The following is a 20,644-nucleotide window of genomic DNA, read 5'->3' on the forward strand; positions in this document are numbered from 1 at the left end:
TGAGCTTCAGCCTTCCTCAACGTTATCGATGTGCTTGAACCGTTCGATCAGGAAATCGATCAGGCTGCGCACCCGTGCCGATAAATGCAGTTGTTGCGGGTACACCGCATACACGTCGGCGCGGGTTGGCGTCTGGTCTTCCAGCACCAGGCGCAAGCGGCCGCTGCGCACATAGCGTGCGATGTCCCATTCGGCTCGCAGCAAGATGCCATGCCCGTCCAGCGCCCAGTTCAGCGCCACCTCTCCGTCATTGCAGCCCAGGGCGCCATGTACCTTGATGTTGTCCGTGTGCCCGCCGTTGGTGAAGCTCCAGACACCATACGGCGACTCGTTCTGCCGGATGAAAATGCAGTTGTGACTTTGCAGGTCGGCCAGTTTCTGTGGCGTGCCGTGTTTGTCCAGGTACAGCGGCGATGCACACAGCAAGCGGCGGTTGGAAGCGATTTTGCGGGCATGAAAGGCGGCATCCGGCAGGGTGCCGAAACGAATGCCCAGGTCAAAGCCGTGGGTGGCCAGGTCCAGCGGGTGGTCGCTGATTTCCAGTTGAATTTCCACTTCCGGGTATTGAGCGTAGAAAGCGGCAAGGGCAGGGCCGATATGACGGCGCCCGAAGCCCAGCGAAGCATTGACCCGAATCAATCCCTTGGGCGTGGCGCGGCTGCTGCTGACCAATTGCTCAAGTTCGTTGATCTGGGTGAGGATGCGCGCAGCCTGGGAAAAATACAGCTCGCCTTCGGACGTCAGGCTCATCGAGCGCGTGGTGCGGTTGACCAGGCGGATACCCAAACGAGCCTCCAGCGCCGTCAGGCGTTTGCTCACTGCCGGCGGCGTAATGCCAAGCTCCCGGGCGGTGGCGGCGAGGCTGCCTTTGTTGGCCAACAGGTAGAAAAACGATAAATCCAGAGTCTGGCTCATTCGTAACTCAAAGTTATTTATGTAGTGATTTTTAGGAACTCACACCTATTTGTTCACTACATATACTCCGCTCACACCCCGCCTGAACAGCGGGAACAACATGAAATCGACGAGAGTGGAGTCAACAATGAGCGCATACAAAATTGCTGCAGTGCCAGGTGACGGCATCGGTGTGGAAGTGATCGCCGCAGGCGTAGAAGTACTGCAGGCCCTATCGAAAAAGTCCGGCTTTGAACTGGATTTCAAACACTTCGACTGGAACTCCGACAACTACCTGAAAAACGGTTACTACATTCCCGAAGGTGGGCTGGAAGAGCTGAAAACCTTCGACGCGATCTTCTTCGGCGCAGTCGGTGCGCTCAACGTACCGGATCACATCTCTCTGTGGGGCCTGCGACTGCCGATTTGCCAGGGCTTCGACCAGTACGCCAACGTTCGTCCGGCCCGCGTGTTGCCGGGGGTGAAAAGCCCGCTGCACAACGGTGACCAGATCGACTGGGTGGTGGTGCGCGAAAACTCGGAAGGCGAATACTCGGGCAACGGCGGTCGCGTGCACCGGGGCCTGCCGGAAGAAGTCGCCACTGAAGTGTCGGTGTTCACCCGGGCCGGGGTCGAACGCATTCACCGCTTCGCTTTCGAACTGGCGCAAAGCCGTCCGCGCAAGCACCTGACCATGGTCACCAAGTCCAACGCCCAGCGTCACGGCATGGTGCTTTGGGACGAGATATTCTACGAAGTGGCCAAGGATTTTCCCGATGTGAAAATCGACAAGGAACTGGTCGACGCCGTGACCACGCGCATGGTGCTCAAACCCGCGACGCTGGACGTGATCGTCGCCACCAACCTGCATGCCGATATCCTGTCCGACCTGGCCGCTGCGTTGTCCGGCAGCCTGGGTATCGCGCCAACCGCCAACCTCAACCCGTCGCGTCAATTCCCGTCGATGTTCGAACCGATCCACGGTTCCGCCTTCGACATCACCGGCAAAGGCGTGGCCAACCCGATCGCGACATTCTGGACCGCCGCGATGATGCTCGAACATCTGGGCGAAGCCGCGGCGGCCAAGCACTTGATGTCGGCCATCGAAGCGGTGACCGAAAGCGGTTTGCACACCCCTGACCTCGGCGGCAACGCCACCACCCGCCAGATCACCGATGCTGTCATCGCACTGATCAACCGCTGATTTACCCCGGCGATTCAAAGTACTGCGGCACAACGCCGAGGGGCAGGTCCGTTGACCTGACCCCTGGGCATTTCCTGACAACAATAAAAAATCAGGGCCCTGTCATGAAAAGAATATTTGGCAAACTCTACGTACAAGTGCTAATTGCGGTGATCCTCGGCGCCATCGTCGGGGTGTTCGTTCCCGAAACCGGCGCAGCACTCAAGCCATTGGGCGACGCCTTCATCAAACTGATCAAAATGCTCCTCGCTCCGGTGATTTTCCTGACGGTGGTCACGGGTATTGCGCGCATGGACAACATGAAGGAACTGGGGCGCGTCGGCTTTCGCGCGTTGCTGTACTTCGAAGTCGTATCGACGCTGGCACTGGTGGTCGGCCTGGTGGTGGTGGATGTGTTCAAACCCGGCGCAGGGATGAACATCGATGTCGCGACGCTGGACACCTCCAGCCTGGCAACCTACACCACAGCAGTGAAACATGCCTCGTTCATGGACTTCGTCATGAACATCATCCCCGACACCATCGTCGACGCCTTCGCCAAGGGCAACGTCCTGCAGATCCTGCTGTTTTCGATCCTGCTCGGTATCGCCCTGGCCCATGTCGGACCGCGCGGCAAACCCTTCGTCGACACGCTGGACAGCCTGATGCAGGGCATGTTCCGCATCGTCAACATGGTCATGCGCCTGGCACCAATCGGGGCTTTCGGCGCCATTGCGTTCACCATCGGCAAGTACGGTTTCGGCTCGCTGTTCTCTCTCGGCAAGCTGATGGCCTGCGTGTATCTGACCTGCGCGATGTTCGTGATTTTCGTGCTCGGCCCCATCTGCCGCTACAGCGGTTTCAGCCTGTGGAAGTTTCTCAAGTTCATCAAGGAAGAACTGTTCACGGTGCTGGGTACCAGTTCGTCGGAATCGGTGCTGCCGCAGATGATTTCGAAAATGGAAAAGGCTGGCGTATCGAAACCCGTGGCGGGAATGATCATTCCTTCCGGCCTGACCTTCAACCCGGACGGGCAGGCGATCTACTACACCATCGCCGCGATTTTCATTGCCCAGGCGACCAACACGCCGCTGACCCTGACCGATCAATTGATCGTGCTGGCGGTGCTGATGTTCACCTCCAAGGGCTCGGCGGGCGTCACTGGTTCCGGCTTCATCATTTTGGCGGCCACTCTGTCGTCGCTGGGGACTATTCCGGTGGCTGGCATGGTCTTGTTGCTGGGCGTCGACCGCTTCATGTCGGAAGCGCGGGCGATCACCAACACCATCGGCAACGGCGTCGGCACCATGGCGATTGCAAAATGGGTGGGAGCGCTGGATACGGTGAAAATGCACAAGGCGCTCAATGGTGAGGTTGTTGAGGAAAAGCCTGAGGCCGCGCAGGTCAAAGAGGTGGTTGCCTCGTCATCGATAGCCGCTGCACCGCTGACAAACAAAATGAAAACGGCAACCGGCGCTTAGAAAATCCAGTGCAGGAGCGAGTCTGCTCGCGATGGCGGCGCGTCAGGCAACAAGGATGTTGAATGTGCTGGCCTCATCGCTAGCAGGCTGGCTCCCACAGTAATCAGTGTCGGTCCGGAACCGCGCTGTCCACCTCTTGCAACAGGGGCTAATATGCCGCGATAAAACCACAATAACGACGTGATCTGCCTTGTATGAAAATCCATCCATTACCGCCACTTAATAGTCTGGTCGCGTTTGAAGCGGCGGCACGTCATTTGAGTTTCACCTTGGCTGCGCACGAGTTGAACGTGACGCAAGGTGCGATCAGCCGACAGGTTCGGCTGCTTGAAGATTATCTGGGCAAGGTCTTGTTCGAGCGCACCACTCGTACGATTCACCTGAGCCCGGCTGCCATTCAATACTATGAAACGGTGCGTGCTTCCTTGCTGCAAGTGGCACAGGCCACCGGTGAGATTCGCCATTGGCAGGGCGCCGAACAGGTGACAGTCGCCACCAGTACCGCCATGGCTTCGTTGTGGCTTTTGCCAAAAGTGTCCGAGTTTCAAAGGGAGAATGAAGAGATCGACCTGCGGATCATCGCCCATGACCAAGTCAAGGATTTCTCCCGTCTCGATTGCGACCTGGCGTTGTATTACTGCAAGACACCGCCACGGGACATGCAGGTCACGCCATTGTTTTCCGAAGAGGTTTATCCGGTTTGCAGTCCTGCCTACCTTGCCAAATATCCTGCCTTGAACAAGCCAGAGGACCTGGCCGCCTGTACCTGGCTTTTTCTCGATGACCCGCAACGCGACTGGATTGGCTGGCCGGACTGGTTCCGCAGCCAGGGCTTGAAAAACGTCGAGCCCAAACGCCGGATCAACATCAACAGTTACTCGATGCTGATTCAGTCGGCCATCAGCGGGCAGGGCATTGCACTGGCCTGGTCCAACCTTGTCGATGATCATCTGCAGAGCGGCGCGCTTATCCGTCCGCTCGATACCGTACTGAAAACCGATGCGCAGTTTTGCTTGCTGGAACCCTTGGCACGCGGGGGGATGCGGCAAAGCGTGAAACGTTTCCGTAGTTGGTTGTTGAACCAGCTTCCACCCGCAGAGGACACCCGGTAACGCCGGAACCCAGCTTGTATGTCCACTCCCAATCGCCCGGCATTTTGATGCCGGGCGATTTTTTTTGCCTCGACCCAATGCTCGTCAAAAGCGTGCAATAGAACCCCAATCGGCCCTGAATATTTATGACAATAAGTCATGAATCGCGCCGGAAATATCGTTTGTCGACACCCCCTCTGTTTTCCCAAACTGGCTGCCAGCGGACCCCGGGCCCATGCGCCCGCCGATCATCCAAACCGTGCCCAGCAGGGGAAAACAATAATGAGCAGCATCCAGCAAATTCCTGTGCATCATCTCGAAACCGTCCTCAATCCGATCCATGAAGCCACCGGCCTGAGCAACGAGTTCTACACTGAGCAACGTTACTTCGAACTTGAGCGCGATCAGGTCCTGGGCAAAACCTGGGCCTGCGTCGGTTTCGCCAGCGACCTGGGCAAGGCCGGTTCGGTCAAGCCCATCGATTTCATGGGCCTGCCGTTGCTGTTGATGCGCAACCGCGAAGGCCTGGTGCAAGTATTCCACAACGTATGCAGCCACCGCGGCATGAAGCTGGTGGAAGAGGCCGGTGAAGTGCAGGGCGTGATTCGCTGTCCTTACCACTCCTGGACTTACGACCTCAACGGCGGGTTGCGCGGCACGCCTCACGTTGGCGGCATCGACCAGCACAAAGACGAGCGTTTCGCCTGTGAAAAACATGGCTTGAAAGCTATTCGCAGCGCGATCTGGATGGACATGGTGTTCATCAACCTGTCCGGCGATGCGCAGCCGCTCGAAGACATGCTGGCGCCATTGACTCAGCGCTGGACCCAGTTCCTCGGTGAAGACGGCATGAGCCTGCTGCGCCGTCGTCCCGGTCATGACGCCACGACGCTGGACATCAACTGCAACTGGAAACTGGCCGTCGAAAACTACTGCGAGGCCTACCACTTGCCGTGGGTGCACCCGAGCCTGAACTCGTACTCGCGCCTGGAAGATCACTACAACATCATTTTTGACGAGCACTTCGCCGGTCAGGGCAGCTATGCCTACAACCTGTCGGACGTTGCCGGCACGCACTTGCCGACTTTTCCGGGCTGGCCGCTGGACCGTCTGAAAAATGCCGAGTACGTCGCGTTCTTCCCCAACGTGTTGCTCGGCATCCAGGCTGACCATGCCTTCGCCATGCAGCTGGAGCCGGTTGCACCGGGACGCACCATCGAGCACCTGCGCCTGTTCTACGTAGGCGACGAAGCCGCGAGCAGCGAAGAGTACAGCGCTTGCCGCGATGCGATTCTGGAATCCTGGAAAGTGGTGTTCGCCGAAGACATCAGCTCGGTGGAAGGCATGCAGAAAGGCCGTCATTCCCCCGGCTACAAGGGCGGAGCGTTCTCGCCGGAAATGGACATCCCGACGCATTTTTTCCACCAGTGGGCTGCACGTCAGTTGCTCGCCACCACGCCTTCTGCCTGAGGAGAGCTCCCATGTATCCGATAGCCTCTCACTGGCTCAACTACATCGACGGGCAATGGAGCGACAGCGTCCAGCGCCTGACGGTGAACAACCCCGGCACCGCCGAACCGGTCGCGACCATCGCCCAGGCCACCGTGGCCGATGCCGAGCGTGCGTTGCTGGCAGCTCGTCGTTGTGCCGACAGCGGCGTGTTGACTCGCGCCCGTCCGGCGCAGCGCGTCACCTGGTTGTTGCGCATTGCCGAGGAGATTCGCGCCGTGGCGGATGAGGGCGCCTGGGTGCTGTGCCAGGAAAACGGCAAGCGCCTGAGCGACGCCAGGGACGAGTTCGTCGAGGCGGCGCGCTACTTCGAGTATTACGCCGGCATGGCGGACAAGATCGAGGGCACTTCGATTCCGCTGGGCAACGGCTACATGGACTTCACCCTGTACGACCCGATGGGCGTTTCGGCGCAAATCGTGCCGTGGAACTTCCCGGTGTCGATCTGCGCCCGTTCGCTGGCGCCGGCTCTGGCGGCGGGTAACGCGGTGGTGATCAAGTCCCCCGAGCTTTCGCCGTTGGGCATGTGCGTGCTGATCTGCGCCATTGCCAAGGCTGGCTTGCCTGACGGCGCGGTCAACCTGATTTGTGGGCGAGGTCGTGAAGTCGGTTCGTATCTGGTCAGCCATCGTGCCGTCGACCAGATCGTGTTCACCGGTTCCGTGCCGACGGGCCAGTCGATTCTGCGTGATGCCGCGCAGCATGCGATCCCGAGCGTGATGGAACTGGGTGGTAAATCTGCTGCAATTGCCTTCGCCGATGCGGATCGGGAGCAACTGCTCGCCAGCGTCCAGTCGGGGATTTTCTTCAATGCCGGCCAGGTCTGTTCGGCGATGTCGCGCCTGCTGGTGCAGCGCGAGATTTATGAAGACGTGGTCGCGGCCGTGGTCGCCATGGCTGAAGGGCTGAGTGTCGGGCTGGGTCAGGACAATGCCGACCTCACCCCTGTCGTCAGCGCCGGGCAACTGACGGGTATTGAAGCCTTGTGCCGACGGGCGATCGAAGAGGGCGCCGTGGCGATTACCGGTGGCGAGGCTTTCGCTGACCGTGCGGGGCACTTCATGCGCCCGACAGTATTCCGCGACGTCACCGCCGACATGTGCATCGCCCAGGAAGAAGTGTTCGGGCCGGTGCTGGCGATCATGCCATTCGACACCGAAGAGCAAGCCATTGCGATTGCCAACGGCACCGAGTTTGGCCTGGTGGCCGGGGTGTTTACTCAGGACATCAGTCGCGCCATGCGCTGCACGCGCCGCCTTAAATCTGGCCAGGTGTTCGTCAACGAATGGTATGCCGGCGGCATCGAAACGCCGTTTGGCGGTGTCGGGTTGTCGGGCTTCGGTCGGGAAAAGGGCCAGGAAGCCTTGTACAGCTACGTGCGCACCAAGAACGTAGCGATCCGGATTGCTGGGGAGTGAACACCATGTTCAAAACTTGGCTATGCATCGTTTGCGGTCTGATTTACGACGAGGCTCTGGGCTGGCCCGAGGATGGCATTCTCGCCGGCACGCGCTGGGAGGATGTTCCCGAGGATTGGGTCTGCCCCGAATGCCACGTCGGCAAGGCAGATTTCGAGATGCTCGATATCAGTGAATACACGCAGGCGGTGACGGCCGTCAGCGTGCCGGTCAGTACGCCGCCGCTCGCGGTGGCGGCACCTGCGGTTGCTGCGTCGCCACGCCAGCCAATCGTCATCATCGGCAGTGGTTATGCCGGTTATGGGCTGGCTCAGGCCTTGCGCAAGGCAGATCCCAAAGTCGAGATCCGTGTGCTGACGCAAGAGTCCGGTCACCTGTATTCGAAACCCGCGCTGTCGATCGGACTGTCCCAGGGCAAGAGCGCCGAGGCATTGTCCGGCGAATCACCGCTGGCAATCGAGCAGCGCTTGAACATCCGCGTGTATCCGCACTGCAAGGTGCTGGGTATCGACAGTGCGGCACGGCGCCTGCGTACCAGCTTCGGTGAAATGGAATACGGCCAGTTGGTGCTTGCCAGCGGTGCGCAGCCGATTCGCTTGCCGATCGAGGGCGATAGTTCGGCGCTGATCAGCGTCAATAACCTGCAGGATTACCAGGGGTTCCGTGAGCGTCTGACAGGCGTAAGACGCGTCGCGATCCTTGGGGATGGCCTGATTGGTTGCGAGTTTGCCAACGACTTGGCCCATAACGGTTTCAGCGTCGATGTCATCGGCCTGGGTCGTTGGCCGATGGAGCGCCTGTTGCCGGCGGAGGCGGGGCAGGTGCTGCAAAACGCTCTGAGTGATTTGGGAGTGACATGGCATCTACAAAACACCTTGGAGGCCATCGATTCCGCCGCGCAGGGTTATCGTTTGAAACTCGCCAATGGTCAGACCATCGAGGCTGATCTGGTGCTGTCTGCCGTCGGTCTGCGTCCCGATGTGAGCCTGGCAGAGAGTGCCGGTGTGGTGGTTGGACGGGGCATTCAGGTGAACGCTCAGTTGCAAACCTCGGTACCGGGCATCTACGCATTGGGCGATTGCATCGAGGTCGATGGGCAACTGCTGCCGTATCTGGCGCCGATCAATCAAGGCATTGCTGCGTTGAGCAAGACATTGCTTGGCCAACCCACGGCTGTCGACTATCCGTTAATGCCGGTAACGGTGAAGACGCCGGCGGCGCCGCTGTGTCTGTTGGCACCCGCTAACGCCGGCGAAGGTGAATGGCGCTGCACGCTGACCGAGGACGGCTTGAGTGCCGGATTCTACGACGCGGCGGGCAAGCTCAATGGCTTTGTCCTGCTCGGTCGTCAAGCGCAAACGCAACGCAGCGCATTGCTGCAGTCCTGTCAGCATTCCCAGCAGGCGGTAGCCTGAGGCTCGAATCATGAAAAACACGATCAATCTGCCATTCGACGACTCGAGCTGCGGCTGGTACGCCGCGCTGCCCGAGCAACCGTCCTGCCAACGCCTGTCCGGTGAGCAGCGTGCAGACTACGCGGTGATTGGCGCGGGTTTCGCCGGCCTCGCCGCTGCCCGTCGCCTGGCCGAGCATCATCCGCAGGCTCGTATTCTGCTGGTGGATGCGCAACGGGTCGCCCATGGCGCCTCGGGGCGCAACTCCGGTTTTGTGATCGACCTGCCGCACAAATTTGCCCTGGAGCATCCGGATCCTGCGCACAAACAGCGTTTGTTGTCGCTCAACCGCGCCGCGATCTCGCAGTTGCAAGGGCTGGTACAACGTCACGGCATCGATTGCCAGTGGTCCCATGCCGGCAAATACCAAGGCGCGGTCGGGGCGCGTGGCCTGGCTTACCTGGATCACTTCGAGCGGCTGATGAGCGACCTCGGTGAGCCGTTTCGCCGGGCCGACTCCTCGGAGCTGGCCAAGGTCCTGGGCACCGACCATTACAGCGGCGCCATCTACACCCCCGGCTGCTACCTGATGCAACCGGCGGCGCTGGTCACTGGCCTGGCTCGTACATTGCCGGGCAACGTCGAATTGCTGGAAGAATCCCCCATCCAGCGTCTGGAGCGTGACGGTCGAGGCGGCTGGATTCTGCATGGCACGGCGGGATTGATCCGCACGCCGCAACTGCTCTTGGGCACCAGCATCTTCACCCAGGAGTTTGGTTATCTGCGCAATCGCCTGCTGCCGGTCATGACCTTCGCCAGCTGGACCCGGCCGTTGACCGATGCAGAGCTGACCACCTATGGCGGCCAACTGGACTGGGGCCTGACCCCGGCGGACCACGCCGGCACGACTGTGCGCATGACTCAGGATCGCCGGCTGATCATTCGCAACACCTACAAACACGTGCCCAAGTACGGTCGCAGCACCAGCGATGGCATGCGTTCGAAAGTGCGTGATTCGCACCGCAAGGCTTTCCTCGCGCGCTTTCCGCAGTTGGCCGACGTGCCTTTCAGCCATACGTGGGGCGGCGTTTATGCGATCTCGCGCAACTTCACCAATTTCTTTGGCGAGCTGGAGCCGGGCGTTCATGCGTCAGCGTGCGACAACGGCGTCGGTGCAGCCTGGGGCACCATTTCCGGGACGATGCTCGCCGATCTTGCCGTCGGTGCCGATTCGGCGCAGCTCAACGATATTCGCGCCGTGACCGGCATGCCGTCGCTCAATCCGCCGGAGCCGTTCCTCGGACTGGGGGTTCGCTCGCGTATTCATCTGGCGGCCTGGAACAGCCGGAGTGAGCTATGAACCCTCCGGCCAAAGGCAAAAGCCCGGTGCTGCGCATCGACCATCAGGACCTGGACTTCACCTTCCGTGGCGGTCCCCCCGGCGCCGCGTACGTGGCGCGGGCACTCAGCAACGAAGTCTCGCCGAACATCGGCGTGGGTTTCGCCCGATGGGAAGGCGCGCAGGTGGCCTGGACGGTGCTGTACGACGAAGTGATTTTCGTGATCGAAGGTTGCTTCGAATTGCGCGTCGGTGACGAGCTTTTTGAAGTCACCCCCGGGCAATTGCTGTGGATCCCCGAAGGCACCGAACTGGTGTATGGCGGGCATGCGTTGTTCGGGTACGTCGTTCACCCCGGCAACTGGAAGCAACTTCACGGCTTGGCTTGAAGCGCAATGATCGGGGATCGCACGGTGATAAGACTGACAAAAACCTTCGGTGCGCTTTATCTGGCCAGCCTGTTGATGCAGCTGGGATCGACCTTGCTGATGACCTATCTGGCACTGCGCCTCAATGCGATGGGGTCGAGTGAAACGGCAGGAGGGGCGTTGATGGCCGCCAATGCGTTGGGGATGGTGCTGGGTGGCTGGGTCGGGCGCAGCCTGATCGCACAGGTCGGGCATATTCGAACCTATGCAGCCTGTGCCGGACTGATTGCGGCAGCGGTGTTGGCGCATGAATTCAGCACGTCGCTGCCTTTCTGGCTGGTGCTGCGGGGGCTGGTCGGGCTGGCGATGATGTGCCAGTTGATGGTGCTGGAAAGCTGGCTCAACGATCAGGCCCGGACCGAGCAGCGCGGTAGCGTGCTGGCGCTGTACATGGTCGCCAGCTACGTCGGGATGATGCTCGGTCAGTTGGCCTTGAGTCTCGACGAGGGGTTGGGAATCCGTGCGCTGCTGGGGGTAGCGATGGTGTTTGCGCTGTGTTCGGTGCCGGTGGCGCTCACTCGCAGCGCCCATCCGACGGCGGTGCCCGCGGCTTCGATCGACCTGCGGTTGTTCCTGCGGCGCATTCCGCAGTCCCTGGTGACGATTCTGGTGTCAGGCATGATCAACGGCAGCTTCTACGGGCTGGCCGCGATCTATGCCAGCAAGCAGGGATTGGAAACAGCACAGGTCGGCCAGTTCATGGCGCTGACCATCGGGGCAGGCTTGTTGGCGCAGTTGCCGTTGGGCTGGCTCTCGGATCGGCTGCCGCGTGCCAGTCTGATCCGCGCGGTGGCGGTCTTGCTGGTACTCATCAGCCTGCCGCTGGCCTTCAATCAAACGCCTGCATTCGTGACCCTGCTGTGGTTCGGTTCGGCGATCGGCTTCTTGCAGTTTTGCCTGTATCCGTTGGGCGTCGCGTTGGCCAACGACAACATGGAGCCGCACTTGCGCGTTTCGTTGTCGGGCATGTTGTTGATCACTTTTGGTGTCGGTGCCTGCATCGGTCCGCTGATTGCGGGGGTGCTGATGGAGTTCTTCGGCACCTCAAGCTTCTACTTTTTCTATGCCGGCAGTGCCGCGTTGCTCGCGCTGTGCGTGGGCCAGGCGAAGGTCACAGGCAAGCACCTGCAAAAGGATGCGCCGCTGCAGCACCCGGTGACGCCAAACGGGATTGCCAGCTCTAACCTGGTGTCGGTGGGTGACCCCGTGGGTGAGTGCATCGACAGGCGATAAATAGAGGAGGGCGAGCCGGATTTATTGATGCGTTTTTCTCATGAGTCGGTGATTAAAAATGGTTTGAACGATGGTCAGGTTTCAATCAACTTGGCGATGCTGCCAAAACCGAGTTAGACCGGAATTAATCCGAAGATATACAGCCCTCTGATGTCATTCGATATCAAGGGATAAGTATCTTGCGGAATACTCTCTAAAACCCTTAAACAAAAACAAAAGGGGAAAACAATGCGTGCGCAATCAGGCATGTTAAAAGGCTTGAACCCGAATGTGACAGTCGCTTCGATAGTAGCGGTGATCTCATTTGTTCTGTTTTGTGCATTTAAAGATGAGCAGGCAGCCAAGGCCTTTGAAATGGCTTCGGTATTTATCCTGCATAACTTTAAGTGGTATTACATCGCCCTGATCAGTGGCGTACTCGGTCTGCTGCTGTATATCTCCGTCAGCCGTTTCGGCAATCTCAAACTGGGCACCGAGCACGATCGGCCCGAGTTCAGTTTCGCTTCATGGATCGCCATGCTGTTCAGTGCGGGAATGGGCATCGGCTTGATCTTCTGGTCCGTTGCCGAGCCCATGCTGCACTACGCCGACAACCCGTTTTCAAAGGGTTTGACGGACGAGTCGGCGACCATCGCGATGCGCATCACGCTGTTCCACTGGGGCCTGCACCCGTGGGCGATTTTTTCCATGATCGGCCTGAGCCTGGCGTATTTCGCGTACCGTAAGGGCCTGCCGCTGGCCCTGCGTTCGCTGCTGTATCCGCTGATTGGCGACCGCATCTACGGCTGGATCGGCCATGTGGTCGATATCATGGGTGTGGTGATTACTGCCTTTGGTGTTTCACAGTCTCTCGGCCTGGGTGTTGCGCAGATTAATACCGGGCTGCATCAAGTGTTCGGCATTCCGGTCAGTATCGGATTGCAGTTATCCATCATTCTGGTTGTCAGTATTATTGCCTGTATTTCGCTACTTGCCGGGTTGTCCAAAGGTATGAAGCGGATCTCCACCCTTAATATGTATCTGTCATTTATTTTGATGTTGGCGGTGCTGGCCATCGGTCCAACGCGTTACATCCTCAACTTGATGTTTGAATCCACCGGTGACTATGTACAAAACATCGTAGGCCTCAGCTTCTGGATGGACACCCAGAAAGACACCGAATGGCAAAACTGGTGGACGGCGTTCTACTGGCCATGGTGGATGACCTGGGGGCCTTTTGTCGGCCTGTTCATTGCGCGGATTTCCAAAGGCCGGACCATCCGTGAACTGGTAATCGGGGCATTGGTCGTACCGACCTTGGTGACCATTTTGTGGATGTCGGTGTTCGGTGGCGCTGCCCTGAAAAACGAACAGCAGGATCGCCAGGCTTATCAGGCATCGGTTGCCAGCCAGGTAGTGGGTCAGGAACAACCGAAGTTCGAAGGCGGCACGGTGCTGCTTGCCACCAAGAAAGAAACCACGGCGGCGATGTTCACGCTGGTTCAGTCGCTTGATGGCCCTACGGTTGGCGCCATCCTCTCGATTCTGGTGTGCGTATTGCTGGGTGTGCACTTTGTCACCACGGCAGATGCCGGCACCCAGGTGTTGTGCACCTTGTGTGCCCTGGGCAGCACCAATCCGCCCAACTGGATCCGGTTGCTGTGGTGCATTCTGGAAGGGGCGATTGCGGCGGGCCTGCTGCTCGCCGGCGGACTCAAGGCCATTCAGATGGCAAGCATCGCCGCCGGATTGCCCATAGCCATGTTGCTGCTGGTGATGTCTTACACCTTGATTCACAGCCTGCGCAAGGAGATGCCGAGTGTGCCGGCGTGGACGCCAGCGGTGGATCGTTTTCCAAGCCAGGCGCTTGATCAGGCCGACCGCCGCGAAGCACCGTCGAGTGTACCGTTGACTGCCGCATAAACCTGTTGGATCGCAGTTGGAGAAAAAACCGAAACCGTCTGCTCAGGCTGACGGTTTCAGTTTTTGTCTGGCATTCAGCCTTGAGCAATTGATCGATGCGTACCGGCAAATCAGGCTGATCGCGTTCAGGTCGACTCAGTAGTTCATCCCGTCATCAATCGCGATGCCTTGTACGCGCATGGCCTTGATCAGCTCGCCGCGGGTGCCAGGCAGGTTGAGCATGGTCTTGGCCCGCAAAGTCGCGACTTCATCAGCGCTGTAGGGCTGGTAATTCGCCGGAACGCTCTTGCCGGCCATGCCATCTTCGCGCATCAGCCAGTTGAGCAGATCCGCCAGTTGCGCGTTGTTCAGCGCCGACTGCGACATGCCCGGCACGCGCACCAGAAATTCGCGGCCACCGGGGACTTTCAGGAAGTTGCCGACAAAGCCTTTCATCCGTGGTGTGTCGTTGGCCGCGGAACCGCTGCCGTCGCCCAGATGGCAACCGGCGCATTGCAATTGATAGTTCACGCCGACGCTGTAGTTGGCTTCGGCGATGGGCTTTTGCGCCTCTTCGTTGCCCGGTGCGTGGCGCTGGATGGGATTGGGAATGGCCCGCGCGTTGACCTGCGGGGTGATGAGAAGGCAGGCGAGGCCCAGGGAAAGCAACATACGCATGACAAGTACCTTTAGCGGGTGGCAGGTCTTACCAAAATAAAAAACAGCAGACGCATAAAGAAAAAAACCGCCGATTGCCCAGGCAACCGGCGGTAAAGCGCGTGTCAGACCGCCACGCCACGGATGATCGAAACGGTGCAATGGTAGATGTGCGACTTGGCGGCCAGGCACCAGTTCACGTCGTTGTTGTTGAACGGGCGGTAGGCCGGCTCTTCACTGTCGTTGCGGGTACAGGCGCACTGGGCGCAGCTTTGCTTACCGCAGCAGTCGTTGTACGAAATGATGTAGTCCTTGCCATCGGCCGGGTTGCGGCAGGTGCCGATCCAGGTGACTTGCGAGGCTTCGGTGCCCGGTGGGCAGGACGTCACCGACCCACCGCAGCAGCTGCACAGAAAGCCGTCGATGGAGCAGTAGCGCCAGTAGTCGCAGCTGTTCGGATCGCCGGGATCACCGGCCTTCGGGTCAGTGGCGGCCAGCGCTTTGCTGGTGCGATCCAGTGGCAGCAGCAGGGGCAAGGCGGCACCGGCCACCATCAGCGAGCCCATGCGCGACAGCAGTTTGCGGCGCGAAGTAGTGTCGGCAACACGGCGCGTCGAGCGCTCGAACAACAGATCCAGCAGTTTCATAAACGTCTCCCTGCCTTATCAGTGGCTATGGCCGTGGCTGTGGTCATGATCGTGAGGCTGAGCATTGAGGTACTGCTGCAGCGTGGCGTGTTTCAAGTGCTCGACTTCGAACAGGCTGTCCAGATGCTCGCGGGAGTTGACCAGGCCTTTGGCGCGCAGGGTGCCGGACTTGTCGATCAGCGCGGCGTACGGCAGTTTGCCGATCTGGTAGGTCATGCCCACTTCCGGGCCGACCACATAGGTGGCGTCTTCCAGTTTGTGCTCACGGATCAGCGCTTGCTGGGCGTCCATGTCGCCATCGCTGACGAACACCACGTCGAGCGTGCCGGCCTGTTCTTTAGCGATGGATTTGATCGCCGGCAGCAAGGATTTGCAGATCGGGCAGGTGGGTGAGAGGAAGAACAGCAGTTGCGATTTTTCACCGGCATAGCCGAAGTTCACCGGACGACCCTTACGGTCAGCGGCAGTGATCTGCGGGGCGGCTTCGTTGACGGCCACGCCTTTGTCGACCATCAGCGCGCCGGCCGGGGCCAGGCGGCCGTGCAGCACGCCGATCTGACGAACCAGGCCCATGACGACAAACGCCACGGCCACCAGCAGTACCCAGAGCAATACGTTGGAAACGATCAAGCCTTCCATTTTGATTACCTACCAATCAATTTGAGCAGAAGAGGGGAGTTCGCCATCAGGCCTGCGGCCGCGGCGTAGATGAGCAGCGCAACAGCGGCGGCGGCCACGGTCACAAAACCATCGAACACCGTCATGTCACGCACCACCGGCGCCACGCTGGCCAGCAGCGCTACCGCCACCAGCACGCTGTTGCGCAGCAGCAGGACCGGGCGCAGCGGTTGCGCCTGGTCGGGACCGGCACAGCCGCAGTCGATGTCACGACGACCGCGCCACAGGTTGATGCCGATAGCGGCGGCGTACAGCGCCAGCAGGCTGGCTGCACTGAGCGCCGCCCAGCCACGGCTGACCGGAACCAGCAACGCGAAAGCAATGGCCAGTTCCAGCAGCGGAATCAACCGCGCGCTCGGACGCACCAGCGCCGCGGGCAGCAGTTGGTAGTCCGTCAGCTGTTTGGCGAAGCGTGCCGGCGCCCGTACCTTGTGGGTGGCGGCACTGGCCAGCAGCGCCGAAATGGCGAGTGCGCTGGCAATGATGAAGATCGGATCTGATTGCATGGCCGAACCTCGTTTAGTAGCTCATGACCTGAGTCGCGGTTTTGGCGACCTTGGCCATGCTGCCGGTGTGCTTGTTGGTCTTGAGGTCGAAGATCTGCAGGCCACCTTCAACATCGGTGCCCAGCAACAGCGGTTTGTCGTCGCCGGTTGCCTGCATGCTCCACACCGGAGCCGGGGCTTCCAGGGTGGCGATTTTCTTCATGGTCTTGAGGTCGTAGGCCCAGATGAAGGTGCTCGGGTCTTCCCATTTCATCGGTTCGTGAGCGTCGTGCATCAACACGTACAGGCGGTTCAGCTTCGGCGCGACGGCCATCAGCTGCCAGCCACCGGGTGCCCAGCCGGCTTTCTTTTCCTCGTCGGTGGTCAGCGACCAGCTCGGCAGGATTTTTGGTGTGTCACCGGAGAAATCCACGGCGCGCACGGTGCCGGTGGTGGTCGTGAAGTAGTAGGTGTCGCCGACGTTGACCGCGCGCTCCACCAGTTTCTCGGCGTTCGGGTCGAAGAACGGCGTGCGGTTGCGCGCGGTTTCCTGGCCCTGATCGTTGAGGGTCACCACTTGCAGGCTGCCGTCGCCGCACAGCGAGGCGAAACGGCGTTTGCCGACCGGGTAGTTGAGCACGCAGCCAGGGATCGCGATTTCGCTGGCGACGGCTTTGGCCTGGGTATCGACCACCGTCACCGAGGTCGACGGGGTGAAGTTGTAGACGTAGACGAATCGGTCATCGCCGCTGGTCTTCAGGCCATAGCGCTGGGTCAGCGACTCGGCGCGCTTGTTCGGAATCAACACTTCCCAGGCCGGCGACAGGGTCGAGGTGTCCCATGCAGTCAGCACGTCGGTGCGGGTGCCGCGGGTGCCACGGGAATACCAGATGTCCGCGGCGTAGATCAGCTTGCCGTCATGGCTCAGGGCCGATGGTGCGGCGAAACCGGTCGGCACCATGCCCAGCACGCGTTTCTGATCCGGGTTGACCACGGTGATACGGCCGGCGACGAAGCTTTCGAACTCGACATCGACGACGAACGCGCGGTGCGGTTCAGCGGGGAAGGCCAGGGTGGTCTGGCCGATGCCGGTGTCGGCCGGCAGGTCCGCACGGGCACTGTTCAAACCGAGTACAAGCAGGCTCAGGCCTAGCGCTGACTGTACGGAGATCCTGTTTGTTCGCATAAGGGGAACTTCCTGAATTGTTGGTAACGCGGATCGCGGGTGAGTGGGCAGATTCTGACGATTGAATAGTGCCTCGCCCGGCAATCGGGGGAATTGCCCTGCCTGCCAAGTGTTTGTGTCTCTGTGCCAGTGATGGCCAAAGATCAAAAGATCGCAGCCCACGGCAGCTCCAGGAGAAACACGAACCCTGTAGGAGCTGCCGCAGGCTGCGATCTTTTGCTTTTAGAGGGCGGAAGCGAGAGGAAGGGAGAAGCTGAAAACAGCGCCACAAGGCTCCTGGTTCTGCGCCCAGATATCGCCTCGATGACGGCCGATGATGTTCTTGCACAGCGCGAGGCCGATGCCGTTGCCGCTGACCTTGGATGAGAAAAAACCGTCGAACAGCTTCTCCTGCGCCTGGGCCTGGATGCCGCGCCCGCTGTCTTCGATACGCACCAGCGCCACGCCGTTGTCGGTGCTGGCATGGATGCGCAACAAGCGTCGCTCGATCGGCAGGTCAGCCATTTCTTCAATCGCGTTGAATGCCAGATTGAGGATCACCTGGCCAATCAGCACCTTCTCGCAACTCACCCGCAGCGGTTCGGGGGAGGTCACGATTTCGACACGCACCAGACTCGGATCGGCGCGCAAGCTGATGAAGTAGCGGGTTTCGCGCAGCAGCTCATTGAGGTCCACCAGTTCTTCGGACTGCTCAAGCTTGACCACGTAATCGCGCACGCTCTTGATGATGACCGAGGCGTGCTCGATTTGCCGCACGGCGCTTTGCAAACCCCAGGTGACGCCGGGGTCGGCATCGGCCACGTTGCCCAGGCGAATCACCGTGCCTTCGATGAAATTACGGGTTGCCGCCAGCGGTTGACTCAACTCGTGGGCGATGGCCACGGCCATTTCACCCATGGCGTTGTAGCGCGCCAGGTATTCGAGCTTCTGTTCGCTGACCCGTCGCGCCTCTTCGGCCTGCACCTGTTCGGTGACATCGCGAAACAGCAGCAGATGGCCGACCAGGTCGTCCTCAATCTCGATGTAGCGGCAAGTTGCATCATGCCAGCGCCACTCGCCGTCGCGTCGTTGCACTTTGTAATGAACGCTGAACGGCGCATGTTCCGGCGTTTCGTTGGCGAGCTGTTGCAGCAGGCGCTGGCGTGAAGCGTCGTCGCACCAGGCAAGAAAGTTCTTGCCCATCAGCTGGCGCACTTCGCTGGCGAGCAAGTGCGCGCCGGAGTCGCTGATAAAACGGATATCGCCCTCCGGCCCCAGCACCGCGACACCTTCGGCCAAATCCTGCATGAACGCCTTGAGCCGACTTTCGAAGCGTTTGAGGTCGCGTTTGACCTTGTCTTCTTTAGAGATGTCGCGGAACTGCACCATCAATACATCGCGGCCCTCCAGGTGCACCAGCGTCGCCACGGCCTCGGAAAGAATCTCCACCCCTTGCTTGGAGCGATAGCACCACTCGATGGCGCGCTGTCCGGTGCGCGCGGCACCCTCCAGCCAACGCAAACCCACTGAACGCCGATATTTCGGTGCGTCGCGGGTCATGTCCGGGGCTTTGAGTGGCGTCAGTTCCTCCAGGGTAAAGCCCAGCGCCGCCAGGGCAGCGGCGTTGGCCCAGAGGATTTCCTTGGTGTGCGCATCGTGAAGAATGATGCACAGCGGCATGGCTTCGATCAGCGCATAGAAGTCGTTTGGTTTTGGCAAATACATCGCACAGCCCTTGGCGGCAGAGGGTTCCGACCGGTGGAGCCGGAAGTATGGCTTTTTATACCTGCTCGCGCATGGGTACGCGCTCAGAGGTATGGGGTGTCGGCCTAGGGGTTTTCTTTAGTCCGGGGGCTGCACGCACCAATAGTGGCGCCGGGACGCGGTTTTTACACTGGACCGCAATGCAAGGGCATCCACACCCCGGTAGGAGCTGCCCGCTAACAATAATCAAAACGGAGAATGCCCATGCTGCGTTCAGCGGTTGCGCAACAAGACGCATCGATCGGCGTTGACGAGAATGTCGTCGACAGCCAGGCCTTTGCGCAGGTCCTGGACGAAGTGCGCCAGCGCCGCGAAGAATTCGACGCCGGCTCCCACGTGCCAAGGGACATGATCGAACGCTTCAAACACGTGGGCATCTACCGTGCCGCCACGCCGAAATGCTTCGGTGGTGACGCCCTGGCGCCACATCTGTTCCTGCAAATGATCGAACGCATCTCCGAAGCCGACGGCTCGGCGGGCTGGGTGGCCAGTTTCGGCAGCGCCGGCGTTTACCTCGCCGCTTTGCCACGGGAAACCCTGGCTGAACTCTACGCCGAGAGCCCGGACCTGGTGTTCGCCGGCGGCTTGTTCCCGCTGCAACCGGCGGAAGCTGTAGAAGGCGGCTATCAGGTCAACGGCACGTGGAAATTCGCCAGCGGCTGCAAGGGCGCGGACCTGCTCGGTGTCGGCATCGGCGCCGCAGGCGGCAAACCACGCACCGCCGTGTTCCGTCCGGAGCACGTAGAGATCGTCGAAAACTGGGACGTGGTCGGCCTCAAAGGCACCGGCAGCCATGACCTGCGCGTGAGCGACAAGCGCGTCGACGAGCGCTGGACGTTCATCCGCGGTGGTGCCTCGACCATCGACGAACCGCTGTTCCGCTACCCGTCGATTGCCTACGCCGCGCAAGTGCTGGCGGTGGTCAACCTCGGTCTGGCTCGCGCCGCACTCGATGAAATCAGCCGCATGGCTGGCGGTTCAGGCATCACCGGCGCACCGAAACTGTCCGATCGCGCTTACGTGCGCATCGAAATCGCCAAGGCCGAAGCCAAGCTCGCTGCGGCCCGTGGGTTCTTCTACAACGCCACCGAACAGGTGTGGAACTCGATCATCAAAGGCAACCCGGTCACCCCGGAGCAAACCAGCCTGTTGCGCCTGTCCGCCATTCACGTGTCCCAGGCCGGTGCCGAAGTGGTGCAAAGCGCCTACAGCCTGGCGGGGACCACTGCCATTTACCTGCGCCATCCGCTGCAGCGTTACCTGCGCGACTCGATGGTGGTGACCCAGCACGCGTTCCTCAGCGAAGGCCTGTATGACGGCGCCGGCTCGGTGTTCCTCGGCGTGCCACCGTTCCCGGGCTACATCTGAATTTTCATTACTTTTTCAAGGATCAACAG

The 20,644-nt window shown here is 60.2% G+C and carries 18 protein-coding genes and 1 pseudogene; 12 read left to right on the forward strand and 7 right to left on the reverse strand.

From position 1 onward, the window contains the following. Window positions 1–6: 6 nt before the first annotated feature. Window positions 7–915: a LysR family transcriptional regulator gene (locus tag M5G20_RS29520; RefSeq protein WP_273922034.1), complete on the reverse strand. Its 909-nt coding sequence runs from the start codon at window positions 913–915 to the stop codon at window positions 7–9. 127 nt (window positions 916–1,042) lie between these two features. Here M5G20_RS29520 and M5G20_RS29525 point away from each other — a divergent pair, with 127 nt between their 5' ends. The 11 genes and pseudogenes from M5G20_RS29525 to M5G20_RS29575 all read left to right on the forward strand — a co-directional run bounded on the left by M5G20_RS29525 (window position 1,043) and on the right by M5G20_RS29575 (window position 13,872). Further along, on the forward strand, window positions 1,043–2,098 hold the full coding sequence (locus tag M5G20_RS29525; RefSeq protein ID WP_273922036.1) for a tartrate dehydrogenase: 1,056 nt from the start codon (window positions 1,043–1,045) through the stop codon (window positions 2,096–2,098). Between the two features lie 104 nt (window positions 2,099–2,202). Beyond that, entirely contained in the window at window positions 2,203–3,558 is a 1,356-nt protein-coding gene (locus M5G20_RS29530; RefSeq protein ID WP_273922037.1) for a dicarboxylate/amino acid:cation symporter, read from the forward strand. 194 nt (window positions 3,559–3,752) lie between these two features. Beyond that, complete coding sequence (locus tag M5G20_RS29535) at window positions 3,753–4,670, forward strand: LysR substrate-binding domain-containing protein (protein ID WP_273922038.1); 918 nt, start codon at window positions 3,753–3,755, stop codon at window positions 4,668–4,670. A 261-nt stretch (window positions 4,671–4,931) separates the two neighbouring features. Continuing rightward, window positions 4,932–6,119 (forward strand): aromatic ring-hydroxylating oxygenase subunit alpha, encoded by a 1,188-nt coding sequence (locus M5G20_RS29540; RefSeq protein ID WP_273922039.1) that lies wholly within the window; start codon window positions 4,932–4,934, stop codon window positions 6,117–6,119. 11 nt (window positions 6,120–6,130) lie between these two features. Continuing rightward, complete coding sequence (locus M5G20_RS29545) at window positions 6,131–7,576, forward strand: aldehyde dehydrogenase family protein (RefSeq protein ID WP_273922040.1); 1,446 nt, start codon at window positions 6,131–6,133, stop codon at window positions 7,574–7,576. Between the two features lie 5 nt (window positions 7,577–7,581). Then, a pseudogene (locus M5G20_RS29550) lies at window positions 7,582–7,746 on the forward strand (rubredoxin); the annotation flags it as partial. Beyond that, complete coding sequence (locus M5G20_RS29555) at window positions 7,735–8,991, forward strand: FAD-dependent oxidoreductase (protein WP_273922073.1); 1,257 nt, start codon at window positions 7,735–7,737, stop codon at window positions 8,989–8,991. The pseudogene M5G20_RS29550 and the gene M5G20_RS29555, both read left to right, overlap by 12 nt. Window positions 8,992–9,001: 10 nt before the next feature. Further along, window positions 9,002–10,330 carry an NAD(P)/FAD-dependent oxidoreductase gene (locus tag M5G20_RS29560; RefSeq protein ID WP_273922041.1) on the forward strand — a complete coding sequence of 443 codons (1,329 nt, stop codon included), beginning with the start codon at window positions 9,002–9,004 and terminating at the stop codon, window positions 10,328–10,330. Beyond that, window positions 10,327–10,698, forward strand: coding sequence for an ethanolamine utilization protein EutQ (locus tag M5G20_RS29565; protein WP_273922042.1), 372 nt, complete (start codon window positions 10,327–10,329; stop codon window positions 10,696–10,698). Before M5G20_RS29560 ends, M5G20_RS29565 begins: the two co-directional genes overlap by 4 nt. A gap of 24 nt (window positions 10,699–10,722) precedes the next feature. Next, window positions 10,723–11,970, forward strand: a complete 1,248-nt coding sequence (locus M5G20_RS29570) for an MFS transporter (protein ID WP_273922043.1) — start codon at window positions 10,723–10,725, stop codon at window positions 11,968–11,970. A gap of 228 nt (window positions 11,971–12,198) precedes the next feature. Further along, window positions 12,199–13,872, forward strand: coding sequence for a BCCT family transporter (locus tag M5G20_RS29575; RefSeq protein ID WP_273922044.1), 1,674 nt, complete (start codon window positions 12,199–12,201; stop codon window positions 13,870–13,872). A gap of 135 nt (window positions 13,873–14,007) precedes the next feature. On the opposite strand, the gene M5G20_RS29580 is transcribed toward M5G20_RS29575, so the two are convergent. The 6 genes from M5G20_RS29580 to M5G20_RS29605 form a co-directional block, all read right to left on the reverse strand. After that, the gene (locus M5G20_RS29580; protein ID WP_273922045.1) at window positions 14,008–14,529 is read right to left on the reverse strand and encodes a cytochrome C; all 522 of its coding nucleotides are present in this window, start codon (window positions 14,527–14,529) and stop codon (window positions 14,008–14,010) included. Between the two features lie 104 nt (window positions 14,530–14,633). Further along, the gene (locus tag M5G20_RS29585) at window positions 14,634–15,155 is read right to left on the reverse strand and encodes a methylamine dehydrogenase light chain (protein WP_027620621.1); all 522 of its coding nucleotides are present in this window, start codon (window positions 15,153–15,155) and stop codon (window positions 14,634–14,636) included. A gap of 18 nt (window positions 15,156–15,173) precedes the next feature. Continuing rightward, the gene (gene mauD / locus M5G20_RS29590; protein WP_075949195.1) at window positions 15,174–15,794 is read right to left on the reverse strand and encodes a methylamine dehydrogenase accessory protein MauD; all 621 of its coding nucleotides are present in this window, start codon (window positions 15,792–15,794) and stop codon (window positions 15,174–15,176) included. A 5-nt stretch (window positions 15,795–15,799) separates the two neighbouring features. Further along, complete coding sequence (locus M5G20_RS29595; RefSeq protein WP_273922046.1) at window positions 15,800–16,339, reverse strand: MauE/DoxX family redox-associated membrane protein; 540 nt, start codon at window positions 16,337–16,339, stop codon at window positions 15,800–15,802. A gap of 13 nt (window positions 16,340–16,352) precedes the next feature. Continuing rightward, window positions 16,353–17,504, reverse strand: a complete 1,152-nt coding sequence (locus tag M5G20_RS29600) for an amine dehydrogenase large subunit (protein ID WP_273922047.1) — start codon at window positions 17,502–17,504, stop codon at window positions 16,353–16,355. A gap of 222 nt (window positions 17,505–17,726) precedes the next feature. Then, entirely contained in the window at window positions 17,727–19,208 is a 1,482-nt protein-coding gene (locus M5G20_RS29605) for a sensor histidine kinase (protein ID WP_273922048.1), read from the reverse strand. 243 nt (window positions 19,209–19,451) lie between these two features. Between M5G20_RS29605 and M5G20_RS29610 the strand changes: the two genes are divergently transcribed. Further along, complete coding sequence (locus M5G20_RS29610; RefSeq protein WP_273922049.1) at window positions 19,452–20,615, forward strand: acyl-CoA dehydrogenase family protein; 1,164 nt, start codon at window positions 19,452–19,454, stop codon at window positions 20,613–20,615. Window positions 20,616–20,644: the final 29 nt, after the last annotated feature.

The organism is Pseudomonas sp. TNT2022 ID1044, assembly GCF_028656895.1.
GTDB lineage: Bacteria > Pseudomonadota > Gammaproteobacteria > Pseudomonadales > Pseudomonadaceae > Aquipseudomonas > Aquipseudomonas reinekei.

Excerpts from the sequence above, each read along its gene's own strand:
- M5G20_RS29565 (WP_273922042.1), top strand. The coding sequence starts at position 10,327 with ATGAACCCTCCGGCCAAAGGCAAAAGCCCGGTGCTGCGCATCGACCAT.
- M5G20_RS29560 (WP_273922041.1), top strand. The coding sequence starts at position 9,002 with ATGAAAAACACGATCAATCTGCCATTCGACGACTCGAGCTGCGGCTGG.
- M5G20_RS29585 (WP_027620621.1), bottom strand. The coding sequence starts at position 15,155 with ATGAAACTGCTGGATCTGTTGTTCGAGCGCTCGACGCGCCGTGTTGCC.
- M5G20_RS29610 (WP_273922049.1), top strand. The coding sequence starts at position 19,452 with ATGCTGCGTTCAGCGGTTGCGCAACAAGACGCATCGATCGGCGTTGAC.
- M5G20_RS29555 (WP_273922073.1), top strand. The coding sequence starts at position 7,735 with ATGCTCGATATCAGTGAATACACGCAGGCGGTGACGGCCGTCAGCGTG.
- M5G20_RS29535 (WP_273922038.1), top strand. The coding sequence starts at position 3,753 with ATGAAAATCCATCCATTACCGCCACTTAATAGTCTGGTCGCGTTTGAA.
- M5G20_RS29530 (WP_273922037.1), top strand. The coding sequence starts at position 2,203 with ATGAAAAGAATATTTGGCAAACTCTACGTACAAGTGCTAATTGCGGTG.
- M5G20_RS29525 (WP_273922036.1), top strand. The coding sequence starts at position 1,043 with ATGAGCGCATACAAAATTGCTGCAGTGCCAGGTGACGGCATCGGTGTG.
- M5G20_RS29595 (WP_273922046.1), bottom strand. The coding sequence starts at position 16,339 with ATGCAATCAGATCCGATCTTCATCATTGCCAGCGCACTCGCCATTTCG.
- M5G20_RS29605 (WP_273922048.1), bottom strand. The coding sequence starts at position 19,208 with ATGTATTTGCCAAAACCAAACGACTTCTATGCGCTGATCGAAGCCATG.
- M5G20_RS29545 (WP_273922040.1), top strand. The coding sequence starts at position 6,131 with ATGTATCCGATAGCCTCTCACTGGCTCAACTACATCGACGGGCAATGG.
- M5G20_RS29600 (WP_273922047.1), bottom strand. The coding sequence starts at position 17,504 with ATGCGAACAAACAGGATCTCCGTACAGTCAGCGCTAGGCCTGAGCCTG.
- M5G20_RS29540 (WP_273922039.1), top strand. The coding sequence starts at position 4,932 with ATGAGCAGCATCCAGCAAATTCCTGTGCATCATCTCGAAACCGTCCTC.
- M5G20_RS29520 (WP_273922034.1), bottom strand. The coding sequence starts at position 915 with ATGAGCCAGACTCTGGATTTATCGTTTTTCTACCTGTTGGCCAACAAA.
- M5G20_RS29580 (WP_273922045.1), bottom strand. The coding sequence starts at position 14,529 with ATGCGTATGTTGCTTTCCCTGGGCCTCGCCTGCCTTCTCATCACCCCG.
- mauD (WP_075949195.1), bottom strand. The coding sequence starts at position 15,794 with ATGGAAGGCTTGATCGTTTCCAACGTATTGCTCTGGGTACTGCTGGTG.
- M5G20_RS29575 (WP_273922044.1), top strand. The coding sequence starts at position 12,199 with ATGCGTGCGCAATCAGGCATGTTAAAAGGCTTGAACCCGAATGTGACA.